Raw genomic sequence first — 17,404 nt, 5'->3', positions numbered from 1 at the left:
GATGAGTCTTGAGACATTTCTCCACAATCTCCATTTTAATATTGAAAAGATCATTCCGCCGGACTGGGAAGCGGATTGGGCTGATGCACCATTAGCATATAAACTCTACCGCGACTTGCCAGTTGTGGAGTTATCTCTAGAAGTACCACTGACGCTAGAAGGAAGGGGAATACCTGAAAGACTTGATCTTCACACAATCGGTCATTTTCTGTGGTTTGTAAATGGCCTTACCCAATTTACCCAATCAGTCTCTCCATTAGAATCCACAGAAAACACAGCTAAATTGATGCATTCCTATAGGCGATTCATTCCTTCTGGCGGGGGACTGTATCCAAACGAATTATATATGTATTTAAAATTGGAGGATTTGCCTGTTGGTGTGTACCATTATGATGTCGCACATCACCGTTTAGTGCTGCTGCGAGAGGGGAACTTCGATTCATATTTAGCTAAGGCTCTTGGGGATGGCTGTGATGTGGCCACTTGCTTTGGCACTGTTTTTGTTTCGACTATGTATTGGAAGAATTTCTTTAAGTATCATTCCTTTTCCTACCGGCTGCAAGGGTTGGATGCTGGTGTGCTATTGGGGCAACTGCTGGAAGTATCGAACCGTTTTGGCTTTGCATCAGGGGTTTATTATCAATTTCTTGATCGGGCATTGAATCATCTGCTTGGCCTGCCCGAACAGGAGGAAAGCGTGTATGCAGTTATCCCTTTATCGATAGAACCAACCAATTGGACTTTGAACCTAGGAGAAAAGGATGGGGTAATTACTGCTGAAGAATTGTGCCGAGAGATGCCTGAGATTTATCCTCATCATTTTCAACGATCAAAGCGGCTTGCGGACTATTCAATGTTAACAAGAATAAATGAATTATCTATGATGGAAATAGCACAGTCGTTTCGGAAGATCGAGTCAAGAAATTATGTAGATCGAAACGGTCAAGAAGTGCCTTTGCCGCAAGTCGAACGTTTGTCTTATGACTTAGCTGCAATTTGTAAAAAGCGATATTCACCGGATATGGATTTCATATTAGGAAAAGTTAGCCCCCTTCAACTAGGCAATCTGCTGAAGGAGGCGGCTGCTTCCTTCTCGTATCGAAATGATTTGGATGAAATTCATGTAAGAAACAAGCCACGTGTTTCCTTATATGGCTGCTTTTATAATGTGGAAGGCATTCCAGATGGCGCTTATTATTATGACAGTAATCAACATATACTTCGATCGATAAATCCTGGAGATCACCGCTTCAGGCTGCAAAGCGGATTGACTGGACCCAATATTAATTTGTTTCAAGTGCCACTCTGCCTCCATGTAGTAGGGGATAAAGATCATTTAATTGAGGCAATTGGGTATAGAGGATATCGTATCCAGCAAATGGAAGCAGGTATGTTGGTACAGCGATTACTGATAGCGGCATTAGCCAACGGAATGGGAGGGCACCCGCTTCTCGGTTTTGATGCAAATGCATGTGACGAGATTTACCAGTTGGATTCAATTGGAAAAACCAGCCTTATTCAAATCCCTATTGGCCCCTATCGTGATCGGGCATGGTTAAAAGGAAGTTTGCAAAGTTAAGAAAAAATTAAGAGAAGCTACCCATTCGAATTGGGTAGCTTGTTATTGTTCTTCAACTATTACTAGTTTAACTTTGAGGATTCATTGTGACAAATTTACTAAAATCAACTGGCAAGGAAAGGCACTTAAAATAAAAAATTCTAACTGCGTATAAATTTAACATAAACCTATGACAATAGTTCTGTTTTGTCGTTTTAAATAGAATTCTCAAATGCATCATGTATAATAATAAGTTGCAAGAACACATTTAGGTAAGGGAGGTATAGAATGATGGGATGGGCATTAGCCATTTTATTTATTGCAGCAATTGTGCTGCTCATTTTATCGTTTTATAAATCAAAGCAATCATCAACAAGACTTGAACAACAAATAGATCATCTTACCTTTTCATTAATGGAAGAAGTGTATCAGCTTCAGCAGCAAATTAAAAGTCTTGAAATCGACGCTGAAATTACAGCAAAAGAAGCTGGTAATGAAACTATTCCTTATGAGAAAAGACTGTTGCTTCGAGAACTGATCGACTTACATAGGCGCGGGTATTCTTATGAAAGCATTGCTGAGGAAAATCAAATGAGTATAGATGAGGCCGAAAGCCTGCTAGCTCCCTTTATAAAGCAAAAAGAGGAAAGGGGCAAGGTCGACAATGACAGCTAAATCGATGCGCAGCTTTGCAGGTGGACTATTAGCAGCGGCGACCTTGTGCGGTATTGTGTACTTTAATGGTCCTGCCGAAGCGACTACAAATAATAAAGTTGAAAAACTATCGAATGAAGAGATGAAGGACAAGCTTACATCTGAAGGCTATGTGATTTATACAGAAAAAGAATGGGATCAGCTTGCAAATCAAGCAGAAAAAAAGGAACCCGCAGAAACTGAAAAAGATAACGGCAATAAAGAGGAAAAGGTTGTTTATCGCACAGTATTGAACGTTTCTTCAGGTATGACAAGCATTGATGTCGGAAGAAGTTTGGAAAGAGCAAAAATCATCGATCGTGCTAGAACATTTTCAAATGAAGTGGAAAAGCGGGGATTATCAAACAAGTTGAAGCCTGGAATCTATGAAGTCGAATCTGGAATGAATATGGATAAAATTCTATCTATAATTTTTCCTAAATAAACCTATTAAGATGCACCTTATGCAAGGATGCATTTTTTTTTCTGTTTCAAAACTAAATTGTCGTTGGATTTATTGAACAAGCCTTGATGTACGAAGAAATCACCAGCGCAGAGAAATGAAGCCAACGACATTACACTCTAGACTTCAATGTTTCGAACCATTTATAACAATCAATTTTTGACGAATTTTCAGAATAATTATTGTTTGTTTTGTCGAAATGTGTTATTTTAATAAAGTAATAAAAATGAAGTATAAACTTCATAATTTTTTCAAAATTAAGTCTACACTTCATTTTTAAGGGGAAAAACATGGAACTGAAAAAGATTATCCTTGCAAACTATAATAAGCTCTCAAAGGGACAGCAAAAAGTCGCTAATTATCTTCTTAAAGTGCCAAAGGACTTTGCTTTGAAATCTGCAAATGAAATCGGTTCCATTGTTGGAGTCAGTGAAACGACAGTTATTCGATTTTGTTATGCGATAACATTATCCGGCTATTCCGATTTGCAAAAGAAGGTCAGGGAACAGCTGCTTTATCAGGAGAGCAGCCTTGGGACATATCACACAACAAAGCTGCAGTTAGCCGAGGAGCCCAACTTTTTCTCAAAGGTTATGGAAAAGGATCGGGAGCGCATTAAAGAATTGATGTCGCTCGTCAATGAAGATGAAATGTCCCGAATGGTCGATCAGCTTGTAAATGCGGAAGCTATCTATATTTCAGGAATGGGAACATCATTCCCGGCAGCATATTGGCTGTCTTTTACACTTAGTTTAGTGAAGGATCGGGTTAAATTAGTACGTTCAGATTCAGATGATATTGTATTCACGTTAAGTGGAATGAATAGTCAATCTGTCATGATGGCCATCTCTTTTCACCGTTATTTAAAAGAGACGATCCAAATTGCAAAATTGGCAAAGCAGCAGGGTGCAACTATTATCGGGATTACAGATTCCCCTCAATCACCGATAAGTGAATTTTCCGACATGCTATTTCCGATTTTTCCTTTTAATAAATCTAGCATAGATACGTCAACAGCCCTATTTTCTTTCTTAAATGCTGTTGTTGCCGGTGTAACAGTAAAAAATTCAAATCGCTTTCAAAAACGCAAAGAGCAATATGAAGAACTATTTAAAGATTATTTCTTTATTGATGGAGGGGAAGTTACTTGAAAGAACACTTAGCACAACTTAAACCAACTATTAACTCCCTATTTGATTATTTTCATCAACATCCAGAGATTAGCTGGGAAGAGTACAAAACGACTGAATATATCCAAACATTTCTTGAGGAGCAAGGCTTTCATGTACAAACCTTTGATGATTGTACAGGTCTAGTTGCCGAAGTCGGAAGCGGAGATTTTTGTGTGGGATTGCGAACAGATATTGACGCTCTATGGCAGGAAGTGAATGGAACCTTTAAAGCAAACCATTCGTGCGGGCATGACTCTCATATGACGATGATCATTGGAACGATGCTGCTGCTTAAGAAAATCAACTTTCAGAACAAGGGAAAGCTTAAATTTATTTTCCAGCCTGCTGAAGAAAAAGGGACAGGGGCATTGAAATTGATCGAGAATCATGTGGTAGACGATGTTGACTATCTTTACGGTGTTCATCTAAGACCTGTTCAGGAGCTTGAAGATGGGTATGCGGTACCTGCCGTTTATCATGGAGCGGCTAAGTTTATTACCGGTGAAATAATTGGTGAAGATGCTCATGGAGCAAGGCCGCATCTAGGTCAAAATGCCATTGAAATTGGCGCCGCGATCGTTAGTGAAATAAAAGGCATTCATTTAAATCCAATGGTTCCGTATTCGGCGAAAATGACTAAATTCCATGCCGGCGGCGATTCAGGCAATATTATACCTGGTAAAGCATCCTTTAGCCTTGATGTACGAGCGCAATCGAATCAAGTAATGGACGAGCTTACGGAGAAAATCGAAAATATTTTTAAGCAAATAAGTTTATTGTATGGAGTAGACATTTCATACGAAACAAAAGCAAGTGTAGCTGCGGCAGAGGTTGATTTGGAAGCAGTGGAGTTTATGAAGCAGGCTATTATCGATACGCTAGGTGAAAAAGGGCTGAAAGAGCCGATTATTTCTTCTGGCGGAGAAGATTTTCACTTTTATACTTTAATGAGACCAAACATAAAAGCAACAATGCTAGGACTTGGCTGCGGATTAACGCCTGGCCTCCATCATCCGAACATGACATTTAATCATGAAGCGATGTTCTCAGGAATTGAAATTCTTACGAGAACCATTATGAACACATTTGCAGACAACTAAGAAGGTGATTATCTTGAATGGAAATTTTGAAATCCGGACTTTACACAGCAGCAATGAAATGAAGCTTGTTCAGAAGCTAGAAGAAGAAGTATGGAATATTAGTGCCATTCCAATTCATCAAACAGTTACGGCTGCAAAAAATGGCGGTATTATGTTAGGTGCTTTCGACCAAGAAGAACTAGTTGGATTCAGCTACGGATTTGCTGGATTTGATCAAAAGCAATCCTATCTCTGCTCTCATATGCTCGGAATCCACCCGGAGTATCAGGAAAAAGGGATTGGTGCACAATTAAAATGGGAACAAAAAAGAGTAGCTGCCGAAAAGGGATACGAATTGATCATTTGGACATTCGACCCGCTTGAAAGCAGGAATGCCTACCTCAATATGAATAAGCTTCGCGGCATCTGTTGCACCTATATTGAAAATTGCTACGGTGAAATGGAGGACGGACTGAATAGCGGGCTGCCGTCTGATCGGTTTCAAATAGATTGGTGGATTAATAGTGAGCATGTCGCAGACAATCAAAGTTTGAATGACGTTCAGTCCAGCGAAGGAATCCATTTGATTGAATGGGAGACAACAAGCAATGGCCAGCCAAAATTAGGAGATTTAGATCAAGAAATGATGACTAATTTAACTAATATCGATCACCCGCTGCTCGTACCAGTACCTGCAAATTTTCAAGAGTTGAAAAAAACTGATCATGAGCTTGCCATTGACTGGCGATTTAAGACAAGAAATGTTTTTCAGCAACTCTTTGAGTCAGGTTATGCTGTAGTTTCTCTGCAAAAAACAACAAATGAACCAGTTCATTATTATGTTTTAACGAAGCTTAGAAATCTAAGTATTAAATAGGGAAAAGGTGGATTCCAATGAAATTAAAAGAAATTACTTTGCGTCAATTAAAGATGAGAATGAAATCTCCTTTTACAACAAGCTTTGGAACAATGCAAGACAGGGATTTTATATTGCTTGAAGCAAAGGATGAAAATGGTAATAGCGGCTGGGGCGAATCGGTTGCCTTCCATTCGCCTTGGTACAGTGAAGAAACGCTAAAGACTAATTGGCATATGTTAGAGGATTTTCTTATACCAGAATTATTAAATAAAGAAATTAAACATCCCGACGAGGTATCGGAAATCTTTTCTTACATTCGGAAAAATAATATGGCAAAATCTACCCTTGAGGGAGCCGTTTGGGATCTTTATACTCAAGAACAAGGAATTTCACTAGCGAAAGCACTCGGCGGAGAAAAATCAAAGATTGAAGTTGGCATCAGTATTGGCATCCAAAATACAGTTGATGACCTTCTGAAATTGATTGATGAGTATGTAACGGAAGGCTATAAGCGGATGAAAGTGAAAATCAAGCCAGGCTGGGATGTAGATGTGATGAGGGAAGTCAGAAAGCATTTCCCTAATGTTCCGTTAATGGCTGATGCTAACTCGGCATACCGCTTAGAAGATATCGATCATCTGCGTGCCTTGGATGAATTTGATCTTATGATGATTGAACAGCCATTAGCATCTGATGATATTATCGATCATGCCACACTTCAGAAACAAATTAATACGCCAGTTTGCTTAGATGAAAGTATTCATTCATATGAAGATACTCGTAAAGCAATAGAATTAGGAAGCTGCAAAATTATAAATATTAAAATTGGCCGTGTTGGTGGATTGACAGAGTCAAAACAAATCCATGACCTATGTAAGCAGCATGATATTCCAGTTTGGTGTGGAGGAATGCTTGAATCGGGAATCGGCAGAGCACATAATATTGCACTCACAACTTTAGATAATTTCATACTGCCAGGGGATACGGCTGGATCTTCTCGTTATTGGGACAAAGACATCATTGATCCAGAAGTAGTTGTAAAGGATGGTTTTATCACAGTTCCTGATACACCTGGAATTGGATATAAGCCAAACAGAGATACAATCAAACAATATACAATTGCTGAAAAAGTTTTTTCCTAATTATTTTTAAAAAGGGTTGAAGGCAAAGGAACGCCTTCTGCTCCTTTATAAAATAAGTTTTCAAAAAATTCAATTATACGGGGGCCTTTATGAAAAAGAGTATTCAGATGGCAGGTGCATACATTGGTACAGTAGTCGGAGCCGGGTTTGCTTCTGGACAAGAGGTATTGCAGTTCTTTACTAGCTTTGGATGGTTAGGTTTTTTTGGAGCAATCTTGGCAACCTTACTATTTGCGTTTTTAGGAATGAATATTATTCAAATTGGGAGCCGTCTGCAAACAGATTCCCATAAAAACGTCGTATATAGTATTTGTGGAAAATATTTAGGAATTGCAGTCGACTTTATCATTACGTTCTTCTTATTTGGAGTAGCTGTAATTATGTTCGCTGGTGCTGGTTCAACATTCCAACAGCAATTTGGCATTCCAAGCGCAATCGGAAGTTTAATTATGGTGATTTTAACGATCGTAACTTGCTTCTTTAATGTGGAAAAGGTTCTTAATATTATTGGAAGTATTACTCCTGCATTAATTGTGTTAGTTTTAGTAATTGCTGCTTATGCGTTATTCACAATGGATACAAGCTTTGCAGAGCTAAATATAATCGCTGAAGGGCAGGATTCTGCTGCCTCAAACTGGTTCCTTTCAGGCTTATTGTATGTTTCTTTTAATATCACATGTGCGATTCCAATGCTTGCCGTTATGGGTGGTACGACAAAGAATTTGAAGATCTCAGGAATGGGCGGTATTCTTGGCGGAGTCGGTCTAGGTCTTATGCTAATTCTAATTAATGTCGGCATGTATACAAGACTGGACGATATTGGCGGTTTAGACATTCCAATGCTTTACTTGGCAAATGAAATTTCACCAATTGTCGGAATTTTGATGTCAATTGTCCTGTTAGCGATGATTTTTAATACGGCAGTAGGTATGCTTTATGGCTTCGCCGTACGCGTAATGAAGCCAGGCACAATGAAATTTAAAGGATTTGTCACAGCAATTGGATTTGCCGGATTTGCAGCAAGCTTCGTAGGATTTACTAAATTGGTTGGAACATTATATCCAATTACTGGTTATCTTGGCTTTGCTTTAATTGCAGCAGTTATTGTTTATTGGGTAAGAGGGAAAAAAAATAATAATCAGCAAGCGGAAAAAATCGCTTCTTAAAACAGGAGAACCCTTTGACATTACTAAACGTAATCTCAAGGGGTTCTTTCCTTTTTCAGAGGTGATTAAATTTTAGGCAATGAAACAAGCGTTTCATTAGAAATACACATATAGTAAGTAAAATGATGAAGGTGTGATGGTCATTGCCAATAGATTCTAGAAGAAATAAATGGGACAAGCATCAGCTTTTATTGCAATGTGAGGATTTGGCTCAATATTTGCCTGAAACCTATATATTTTCGATTAATCGATTTTGGGAGATGATGAATGCTTATAAAGAGGTCGTCATTAAGCCTTCCGGCGGAACTGCGGGCAGGGGGTTGATGAAGGTAATGGAAGCTAGTACAAATAAGTATATAGTCCATGTCGAGAATCGTGAAATCATCATCGAAGGAAAAAGCAAGCTTGAGCGATTTTTACAAAAAAGACGAATTGGGCGAAACTCACTTGTACAGTACTGCATCCCCCTAGCAAAAATTGACGGAAAACCAATTGATTTTCGCTATATTGTTCAAAGAAAACAAGAGGAAACTGAGTGGGTGATTACAGGGAAAAATGGAAAGGTGGCACAAAGTGGTTATTTTGTGACTAATTTAATGCAGGGGGCAGAGTTTCTTGCGGTTGATGAGACGCTATTAAATTCAAATATTCAAAACCTAGACTTAGTAAAAACGATGGCTGATTTAGATCATCTGGCCATAGCTGTCTCGAATTGTCTTCTGCACACATATAAAGATCAAGCTATTTGGGGGCATGATTTGGCGGTGGACGAATTCGGACGTGTTTGGTTTATTGAGGCTAATTGGGCACCGTACCTGGGCGGATTCAGCCGTTTTAGAGATTCGTCGATGTATAACAAGATTATCTCGTATAAGAACTATAATCGAAGGTTGAGAAGAAAAAGTAAGATTAGACCACAGGATTAAATATCAGTTGAGGAAATATGTTAAAAAAAGAGCCTAGTGCAGTCCATAAGGATTGGTTTAGGCTCATCTTCATGTTTCCAGCAGGATTATCGTCTGGACCCTAATTTTGCCGAAATACGCTTTCCGGTTTCAATCACTTTATTGATTAAAAAATCATGCCGGTTTTTAGATGCATTGAAATTAACATATCCAATACTGACGGCACCTATTAAATCATTCCATTGGTTGAAAACCGGTGCTGCTACAGATGATGTACCTTCCGTTCTTTCTCCATGGCTAATTCCGTAGCCTTGAGATCTGATTTGTTTGAGCATATTTAAGAAGCTCATCTTTTCTTCTTCTTTCACGATCATATTTACGATATTCATCATTTCCTCAGCAGGCATATGTGCAAGCATCGTTTTATTGGCAGCTCCGATATTCATCGGGATCCGTATTCCTAATTGATCATTAATACGAATCGGGTTGGTTGGGCAATCAATTCGTTCAACAACAATCGATTCCACTCCAATTGATTTACTATAATAAATACTCTCTTCTGCCTCTAGCATTAATTTCTCCATTTCTGGACGAATTAAATTAACAAAATCAAAACTGTCATATAGCTGCAACCCATATTCAAGCCAAGTGTTACCTAAAGAATATAGTTTTGAATCGGGATCTTGCTGAACAAGTCCGTGTTTTTTCATTGCTTGTAAAAGTCTGTGCATTGTACTTGCTGGCAAATCACACTCTTTTGATAAATCTGTTATGGACAGCCACATTTTATCCTGACTATTTGCTAAGGCGCTCGTTACTTGCATAGCACGGTCAATCGTTTGCATAATTTTGTTCTCCCATTCCATTTATATATTTCTATTATATATAAAATATTGAAAATTAAAAGATTCCTTCAATTCGAAAAATATTGACATGTTCCTTTTTCTACTATAATATCAGAAATATACAATTCCTAACAGAGGAATTAAATTCCGATAGGTGGAAAAAGGAGGGGTTCGAGTGGATTACTGTCAATCTATGTACAAACAACTTAGATCCGTAGTAGTAAAACACCCAAACGATGCTTTCATTAGCCAAGAAAACTTAAGTAAGGAATGGGAGAGATTTAATTACATAGAGGAACCCAATTTTGCCGAGGCACAGAAGGAATATGAAGAATTCCTTTCCATCCTTAGCAAGCATGTCGAAAATATTGAATATTTACCTGCTTCAGGTCAAGTTGGCCTAGACTCCATTTATGCCCATGATCCAGTCAAATTTACAGGTAAGGGTGCAATTATTTTAAAATCAGGGAAAAAACTCCGTCAAAGTGAAGCACTGGTCTATAAACAATTCCTTCAGGAAAAGAACATACCAATTATTGGGGAGCTAACAGGGAATGCAATGGCAGACGGAGGAGACATTGTCTGGTTAGATGACCGTACACTTGTTGTAGGCCGTGGCTACAGAACGAATGATGAGGCCATACGCCAGATTAAAGAAATGACGAAGGATTTGGTAGATGACTTCATTGTTGTTCAACTCCCGCATGATCAGGGGGAAGCAGAGTGTCTGCACCTTATGTCTTTTATAAGCATGGTAGATGCCAACTTAGCTGTAGTTTATTCAAGATTAATGCCGGTATTCTTTAGACAATTGCTTATCGAGAAAGGTATTCAATTAATTGAAGTTCCTGAAGAGGAATATCATAACCTTGGCTGCAACGTGTTAGCATTAGCACCTAGAGTTTGTATGATGGTTTCTGGAAACCCTTCCACGAAGCAACAATTAATTGATGCCGGAGCAACAGTTTATGAATACAAAGGCCGTGAAATCTCTTACTTAGGTACAGGCGGACCAACTTGTCTAACTGGCCCTGTTATCCGTAACTAACCGACTTTTAGGAGGAAAAATGATGTTTAAAAATACAATCGTAAAAACACCTGGTGAAACGTATGTAAATGGCTTAACCACTTCAGATTTAGGTACACCAATCTATGAAAAAGCGTTGGAACAGCATGAAGCTTATATAGAAGCGTTAAAAAAATGTAATGTGGAAGTACATGTCATGCCAAAGAATGCTGATTTTCCGGATTCAACATTTGTAGAGGATACAGCTGTTTTAACACAAGAATTTGCTGTAATTTCAAATCCGGGCGCACCAACAAGAAACGGCGAGATTATCGAAATGGAGCCTGCTGTTAAGTCTTATTATGAAAAGCTTTATTATATTAAAGCGCCAGGTACGTTAGATGGCGGTGATGTCCTTCAAGCAGAGGATCATTTTTATATCGGTCTTTCTGAACGCACAAATTTAGAGGGTGCTGAGCAATTAAAGGCAATCTTTGAATCTGAAAACTACAAAGCTACCATTATTCAACTGGAAAAGTTCTTCCATTTGAAAACCGGTATTTCTTATTTAGGAAACGAGACAATGGTTCTAGCAGGAGAGTTTATCAACCATCCTGACTTTGCTTCTTACAAGAAAATCATTGTGCCGGCTGAGGAAGAATATGCGGCAAACTGCATCCGCGTTAATGACTATGTTATTATCCCAGCTGGCTATCCAAAAACAAAGCAAATGATTAATGAAGCTGGGTATCAAACGATTGAGCTTGATATGTCTGAATTCCGTAAATTAGATGGTGGTTTAAGCTGCTTATCATTACGATTCTAGAAGGAATGATGAAATAGAAGAAGCTGAAAAATAGCAGAGACGATTACGGCTTATTTCAGCTTCTACTCACCCTAAAACTTACACCAAGATTCAACATTCTTAAATATGTAAGGGCTAACAATTATTTGAAAATTCTACAAAGATATTAGGAAAATCTATTTTGAAGGGTGTGAGTCGTGTGGTAAATAAGGAATTACAAGATAACCAGTTGAATCGTTCGATGAAGAGGCGGCATTTATTCATGCTTTCTCTTGGAGGGGTTATCGGAACGGGATTGTTTCTTAATGTAGGTTATACAATCAACCAATCAGGGGCTGGCGGCGCATTAATCGGGTATTTATTTGGGGGATTAATTTTATACCTCGTTATGGTTTGTCTAGGGGAGCTTGCCGTCTATATGCCTGTTACCGGTTCTTTCCAAGCATATGCAACAAAATTTATTAATCCTTCAGCTGGCTTTGCATTAGGATGGATGTATTTCATCGGTTCAGCAACAACCGCCGGGGTTGAGTTTACCGCAGCAGGAATTATCATGCAACGCTGGTTTCCGGATGTCTCTATTTGGATATGGTGCGCCATTTTCATCGTCTTGTTATTTTCACTTAATGCCCTTACAACAAAAGGGTTTGCGGAATCAGAATATTGGTTTGCTGGTATTAAAGTAGTCGCAGTTATATTCTTTATTATTATTGGAGCGGCGGCTGTCTTTGGAATTATCCCACTGGCTGATCGTCCAGCACCACATTTTCAAAATTTAGCTCCGTCGGGATTATTCCCAGCTGGGATTGCGATCCTGTTTGTTACTATGATGAATGTCATCTTTTCCTATCAAGGTTCTGAACTAATTGGAATTGCAGCGGGAGAGAGTGAAGAGCCTGAGAAGAATATCCCACGTGCGATTCGAAATGTACTTGTTAGAATTATTGTATTCTATATTTCTTCTATTGTAGTATTATCAGCTATTTTCCCATCTGCAGAATTAGGATTACTGGAAAGCCCATTTGTTACTTTGATGGATCTAGCTGGTATCCCATTCGCACCAGACATTATGAACTTTGTTATCTTGACTGCTATTTTGTCAGTTGGAAACTCTTGTTTATACGCTTCAACTCGTTTGCTTTGGGCAATGGCACATGAGGGGATGGCGCCGAAGCGATTTGGCAAGCTATCTAAACGGAAAGTTCCTTTTACAGCACTAGTGTTCACAATGCTTTTTTCCTTATTATCCTTGTTAACTAGCTTTATTGCTGCCGATACCGTTTTCGTCTTATTAATGTCCATAGCGGGAATTTCAGTTACCATCTCATGGATGGGAATCGCCCTTTCACAGTTTATGTTTAGACGAAAATATTTACAGGCTGGCGGAAAAATAGAGGATTTAAAATATAAAGTTCCATTCTATCCGTTAGTGCCGATCATTTGTATCGTATTTTGTTTAGCCATCCTGATTTTCTTAGCATTTGATCCAACACAGCTTGTAGGATTATTAGTTGGAATAGGCTTCCTTGTAGCATGTATCTTATTCTATCGATTTAAACTAGCAAAGAATGAAAAGGCTGATGAAGATACAGATATAAATGGGACTGCTTGAAAATGACTTCAACACATTTTAAGGATTTGTGATATTTTGAATAAGAGGGAAATCAAAGGGGGTTTTGAAGGATGACACAACTTAAATGGGGAGAACCAGTTGCGTTACGTGAATTATTATGTGAGGTTGTAAGCTGGAAAAGCATGACCCTTACAGAAGGAGAACGTGAATTTCCTGTTAAACTTCTAGCTAAGCTCCAAGAACTAGATTATTTTACTCATCATCCTGATGATTTAAGACTAGATGATGCAGATTTGGGCCGCCGATTTCTTACTGCACTGTATAAGCATCCGGAAGCTAGTGAAACGATTGTGTTAATTAGCCATTTTGATACGGTCAATACGGAAGAATATGGGGATATTGAACCCCTTGCCTATCAGCCGGAAGCATTGACTAAATTACTTTATGAAAGAATTCATGATCTGCCTGAGGATGCGAAACAAGATTTATTATCTGGTGAGTATTTATTCGGCAGAGGCACAATGGATATGAAAATGGGCCTTGTAATGCATATGGGCTTGATCGAAAAAGCATCGGTCGAGCAATGGCCAATTAATCTGCTATTACTAACCGTTCCGGATGAAGAGGTAAATTCGACGGGAATGCGTGCTGCTGTTAACAAGCTGTTGGATCTAAAGGAAGAACATAAATTGACTTATAAGCTTTTCTTAAATGGAGAGCCAGTATTTACCCAAGAGCCTGGGGATCGAAAATACTATGTGTATTCTGGCACGATCGGAAAAATTATGCCGTCCGCTTTATTTTACGGAAAAGAAACACATGTGGGGGAACCATTGAGTGGTATCACAGCTCCGTATATCGCGTCATTTTTGACACAGCGGATGGAATGGAATCCTGCTTTTCAGGAAACTGTCTTGGGAGAAAAGACGCCACTTCCAGTGACCCTTCAGCAAAAGGATTTGAAATTGGAATATTCAACACAAACTCCATATCGTGCTGCAGCCTTGTATAATGTATTTTTAATGAAAAAGAATGCATCTGAAATTATGGATATGTTTGAAGAAGTTGCACAGGAGGCAGCCGTGGCTTGTAATGAAGCATACAAAAAGGTGTGTTTAGGTCAAGGTGCAGCTCCTGTTGGGGAAGTGCGTGTGCTTCGCTATGAAGAGCTATTAAAGCATGCTATAGGAAAAATTGGTTCAGACCATGTAGAGGAAATCAAGAAGAATATACTTGCCAACAAAGAGTGGGATGACCGTGAAAAGTCATTTCGCATTGCTGATGCTTTGATCATTCAATGTCAGGAACTAACACCTGCAATGGTTTTACTTTATGCACCGCCCTATTATCCAGCAATCAATTCTTCAGAAGATGAGCTTATCCAAAAATGTATCGGTTATGTGAAAGAGAAAGGGCTTCAGAAGTTTAACTTACCTGTTCACCAAATCCACTACTTTAATGGAATCTGCGATTTAAGCTACGTGAATTATAAGGATGAAGGGGAAGGTTGGACCGCGTTTGTCACAAACACGCCTGTTTGGGGGGAAAGCTACAGCATCCCATTTGAAGGAATGAAACTGCTTGATGCGCCTGTATTAAATGTCGGGCCATTCGGGAAAGATGCTCACAAAAGAACCGAACGCGTTCATATGAAGAGCGCTTTTGAAGAGGTTCCTTCACTTGTTGAAGGGATGATTAAGATGATGGTGAATGGGAAAGTTAATGCTTAAATTTTGAAAAAATTAAGAGACATCTCCTTATATTTGGGGGATGTCTCTTTTTGTTTTGGGCGGTTAAGAAGTTTTTTTCTGCTGTTCACTTTTTTCAATGAGAGACCCTTTTTTTATCCAATATTGGAAATTGTCCAATGGAAAGACCCCTCTGCAATCAGGGTTATTCATTTGCACAACGACACTCCTTGGGTTTATCTCTATAATCCTTAGTGATTCTGACTTTGCGATATTTGGAATAAAACAGCTTTTCATTTCAAATTCCATATTATTTTGTATATTCATCTTTCTCACTTCCTTTAACTGATGATATCCGCTTCATTATTATGTTCCCCAATGGATTCCTTCTTATCCAAAAATTGGACAAGTTTACTTTGAAAAAATAGATTGAATTATCTAATAATTACTGCTAAAATAGAAAAAAGGTCGAGGAGTTGGTTAACGATGGAAAAACATTTATTGAATTCAGCTCAACAACATGAAGAGAATATGGATGAAATTCTTGCAGAGCAATTTTTAAACAACACCTTACTGACATTTCGGAGAGCACGGCTCAAATTGGAAATTGATAAAACCCTTACTGAACGGAACAAAGAAGAATTTATGCGCTTAACGGAAGAATTAAAGAGCATTTCATAAAGAAAATCAAAGGCTGCCATCTTAAGATGAGCAGCCTAAATTTTTGAGGGGGATTACGTTATGATAACACCACCAGTATATATTTCGGATGAAGCATTGGAGAAGCTTAGGAAATTGCTTGAAGATCATTTAGATCAATTTGTGCGGTTGAAAGCCTATCCTACAGGGGAGTGCTGAGGAAATGTTGAATTTATGTTGTCCCTGGATGGGGCAAAGGATATGGATATTCAGTTTTTGGTTGATGAAATTCCATTTGTGATGGATAGGCATTCAGCGGTTTTTGTATTTAAGGTATTGTGTATTTCTTTTGAACAAAACGATGGATTTGTTGTTGTTGATCGATTCTTGTAAAAAAGGATGTAAATGGATATGATTAATTGAGAGCTATAATAATTTAGCTGAAAAGTTGTAATAGATAAAGTGTAATTAATTATTTAACTTATAAGGATGTGAGAGAAATCATTATTAGGGCACGCCAGGAACCAGAAGAGTTAAAGTTGTTAAAATGCCTAAGCCCGAGGAAGGATTTATCAGAAAAAGAGTTGAACACTCTTAGAAATCTCGAAAGGGGCTTTGAAGGGGAGCTGCTTTTTGATAATTGGGTAGAGGATCTTTCAAACGGTTGGATTATCCTCAATGATATATTGCTTGAATACAATCAAACTGAATTTCAGATAGATTCCTTATTTATCTCCTCAGAGTTAATTTATTTATTTGAGGTAAAATATTTCGATGGTGATTTTTATATCGATGGCGATGGATTTTATACCCAATCAGGAAAAGAAATTAATAACCCGCTGCTTCAATTGGAACGCAGTGAATCCTTATTTCGAAGACTACTTCAAGATTTCGGCATCAAAACTCCGATTAAATCCTTCGTATGTTTCGTCCACCCAGAATTCCACTTATACGAAGCCCCACGAAACCACCCTATTATTTTTCCAACACAGCTTCCTCGATTTGTTAAAAAATTGCAAATGAACCCTCCAACAATACAAAAGGCATCCTTAAGGCTTGCAGAAAAAATAGTAGCGGCCCACATTAATGAATCCCGACATAAGCGGGTTTATGAGTATCAATTTGAGGAATTGAAAAAAGGAGTTCGCTGCTATAATTGTGTTTCGTTTATGGACGACTATAGTCCCGAATACTTAATCTGTAATAAATGTGGAATAAAAGAGAAAGCGGTAACGGCGATATTGCGTAATGTTGAGGAGTTTATCTTTCTTTTTCCAAAGAAGAGGATATTCACAAATACTATTTACGAATGGTGTAATGGAATAAGGTCTAAGAAAACCATTCGTAGGATTTTGATGTTAAAATATACACCCGTTGGAATCAGTAAAGACAGTTATTTTGTTAAGGTAGCGAGCTCTGATCATTAAACAGTGTGATTTGGACAGGTTAATGAAAAACCACCGCAACCTGTCCAGAAAGCCAGTAGATTTGGACAGGTTAATGATAAAACGCCGCAACCTGTCCAGAAAGCCAGTAGATTTGGACAGGTTAATGAGAAACCGCCGAAACCTGTCCAGAAAGCCAGTAGATTTGGACAGGTTAATGAAAAACCACCGCAACCTGTCCAGAAAGCCAGTAGATTTGGACAGGTTAATGAAAAACCGCCGCAACCTGTCCAGAAAGCCAGTAGATTTAGACAGGTTAGTGAAAAACCGCAGCAACCTGTCCAAATAACAACGGGAATGATGATTGTAACCATGGGGGTGAAGCATATATTGAACTAAGGAATCCAGAAGAGACTGAGGGGGGAA

The 17,404-nt window shown here is 38.5% G+C and carries 18 protein-coding genes; 17 read left to right on the top strand and 1 reads right to left on the bottom strand.

Features of this window, described 5'->3' with window-relative positions; all coding sequences use genetic code 11:
- Window position 1 precedes the first annotated feature (1 nt).
- The 9 genes from AR328_RS19580 (at window position 2) to AR328_RS19540 (ending at window position 9,058) form a co-directional block, all read left to right on the top strand.
- Window positions 2-1,579: a SagB family peptide dehydrogenase gene (locus tag AR328_RS19580; RefSeq protein WP_066300395.1), complete on the top strand. Its 1,578-nt coding sequence runs from the start codon at window positions 2-4 to the stop codon at window positions 1,577-1,579.
- Between the two features lie 267 nt (window positions 1,580-1,846).
- Window positions 1,847-2,233: a hypothetical protein gene (locus AR328_RS19575; protein WP_231735033.1), complete on the top strand. Its 387-nt coding sequence runs from the start codon at window positions 1,847-1,849 to the stop codon at window positions 2,231-2,233.
- A complete protein-coding gene (locus tag AR328_RS19570; protein ID WP_066300386.1) occupies window positions 2,223-2,696 on the top strand; it encodes a hypothetical protein in 474 nt (157 codons plus the stop codon). Before AR328_RS19575 ends, AR328_RS19570 begins: the two co-directional genes overlap by 11 nt.
- Before the next feature lie 308 nt (window positions 2,697-3,004).
- On the top strand, window positions 3,005-3,865 hold the full coding sequence (locus AR328_RS19565) for a MurR/RpiR family transcriptional regulator (RefSeq protein ID WP_066300384.1): 861 nt from the start codon (window positions 3,005-3,007) through the stop codon (window positions 3,863-3,865).
- Window positions 3,862-4,986: a M20 peptidase aminoacylase family protein gene (locus AR328_RS19560; protein ID WP_066300383.1), complete on the top strand. Its 1,125-nt coding sequence runs from the start codon at window positions 3,862-3,864 to the stop codon at window positions 4,984-4,986. Before AR328_RS19565 ends, AR328_RS19560 begins: the two co-directional genes overlap by 4 nt.
- 13 nt (window positions 4,987-4,999) lie before the next feature.
- Entirely contained in the window at window positions 5,000-5,842 is an 843-nt protein-coding gene (locus tag AR328_RS19555) for a GNAT family N-acetyltransferase (RefSeq protein WP_231735031.1), read from the top strand.
- A 17-nt stretch (window positions 5,843-5,859) separates the two neighbouring features.
- A complete protein-coding gene (menC, locus tag AR328_RS19550; RefSeq protein ID WP_066300382.1) occupies window positions 5,860-6,966 on the top strand; it encodes an o-succinylbenzoate synthase in 1,107 nt (368 codons plus the stop codon).
- 89 nt (window positions 6,967-7,055) lie between these two features.
- Window positions 7,056-8,132: a YkvI family membrane protein gene (locus AR328_RS19545; RefSeq protein ID WP_066300377.1), complete on the top strand. Its 1,077-nt coding sequence runs from the start codon at window positions 7,056-7,058 to the stop codon at window positions 8,130-8,132.
- Between the two features lie 143 nt (window positions 8,133-8,275).
- The gene (locus tag AR328_RS19540; protein WP_066300375.1) at window positions 8,276-9,058 is read left to right on the top strand and encodes a YheC/YheD family protein; all 783 of its coding nucleotides are present in this window, start codon (window positions 8,276-8,278) and stop codon (window positions 9,056-9,058) included.
- An 86-nt stretch (window positions 9,059-9,144) separates the two neighbouring features.
- On the opposite strand, the gene AR328_RS19535 is transcribed toward AR328_RS19540, so the two are convergent.
- A complete protein-coding gene (locus tag AR328_RS19535; RefSeq protein WP_066300373.1) occupies window positions 9,145-9,882 on the bottom strand; it encodes an IclR family transcriptional regulator in 738 nt (245 codons plus the stop codon).
- A 193-nt stretch (window positions 9,883-10,075) separates the two neighbouring features.
- Between AR328_RS19535 and AR328_RS19530 the strand changes: the two genes are divergently transcribed.
- The 8 genes from AR328_RS19530 (at window position 10,076) to AR328_RS23190 (ending at window position 17,327) form a co-directional block, all read left to right on the top strand.
- Complete coding sequence (locus AR328_RS19530; RefSeq protein WP_066300461.1) at window positions 10,076-10,930, top strand: dimethylarginine dimethylaminohydrolase family protein; 855 nt, start codon at window positions 10,076-10,078, stop codon at window positions 10,928-10,930.
- A 22-nt stretch (window positions 10,931-10,952) separates the two neighbouring features.
- Window positions 10,953-11,714 carry a dimethylarginine dimethylaminohydrolase family protein gene (locus tag AR328_RS19525; RefSeq protein WP_082677328.1) on the top strand — a complete coding sequence of 254 codons (762 nt, stop codon included), beginning with the start codon at window positions 10,953-10,955 and terminating at the stop codon, window positions 11,712-11,714.
- Window positions 11,715-11,934: 220 nt separating this feature from the next.
- The gene (locus AR328_RS19520) at window positions 11,935-13,305 is read left to right on the top strand and encodes an amino acid permease (RefSeq protein WP_442854469.1); all 1,371 of its coding nucleotides are present in this window, start codon (window positions 11,935-11,937) and stop codon (window positions 13,303-13,305) included.
- A gap of 71 nt (window positions 13,306-13,376) precedes the next feature.
- Window positions 13,377-14,996 (top strand): M20/M25/M40 family metallo-hydrolase, encoded by a 1,620-nt coding sequence (locus AR328_RS19515; RefSeq protein ID WP_066300366.1) that lies wholly within the window; start codon window positions 13,377-13,379, stop codon window positions 14,994-14,996.
- 444 nt (window positions 14,997-15,440) lie between these two features.
- The gene (locus AR328_RS19505) at window positions 15,441-15,635 is read left to right on the top strand and encodes an IDEAL domain-containing protein (RefSeq protein WP_066300352.1); all 195 of its coding nucleotides are present in this window, start codon (window positions 15,441-15,443) and stop codon (window positions 15,633-15,635) included.
- A 219-nt stretch (window positions 15,636-15,854) separates the two neighbouring features.
- On the top strand, window positions 15,855-15,986 hold the full coding sequence (locus AR328_RS23355; protein ID WP_269433531.1) for a hypothetical protein: 132 nt from the start codon (window positions 15,855-15,857) through the stop codon (window positions 15,984-15,986).
- A 146-nt stretch (window positions 15,987-16,132) separates the two neighbouring features.
- Window positions 16,133-17,020, top strand: a complete 888-nt coding sequence (locus AR328_RS19500) for a nuclease-related domain-containing protein (protein ID WP_066300349.1) — start codon at window positions 16,133-16,135, stop codon at window positions 17,018-17,020.
- A 22-nt stretch (window positions 17,021-17,042) separates the two neighbouring features.
- The gene (locus AR328_RS23190) at window positions 17,043-17,327 is read left to right on the top strand and encodes a hypothetical protein (RefSeq protein ID WP_231735028.1); all 285 of its coding nucleotides are present in this window, start codon (window positions 17,043-17,045) and stop codon (window positions 17,325-17,327) included.
- The last annotated feature ends 77 nt before the right edge of the window (window positions 17,328-17,404 follow it).

It is taken from the genome of Bacillus sp. FJAT-29937, assembly GCF_001509555.1.
GTDB lineage: Bacteria > Bacillota > Bacilli > Bacillales > Cytobacillaceae > Cytobacillus.
Note: the sequence above shows the minus strand (reverse complement) of the source record. Positions and strands in the feature narration are given on the sequence as shown.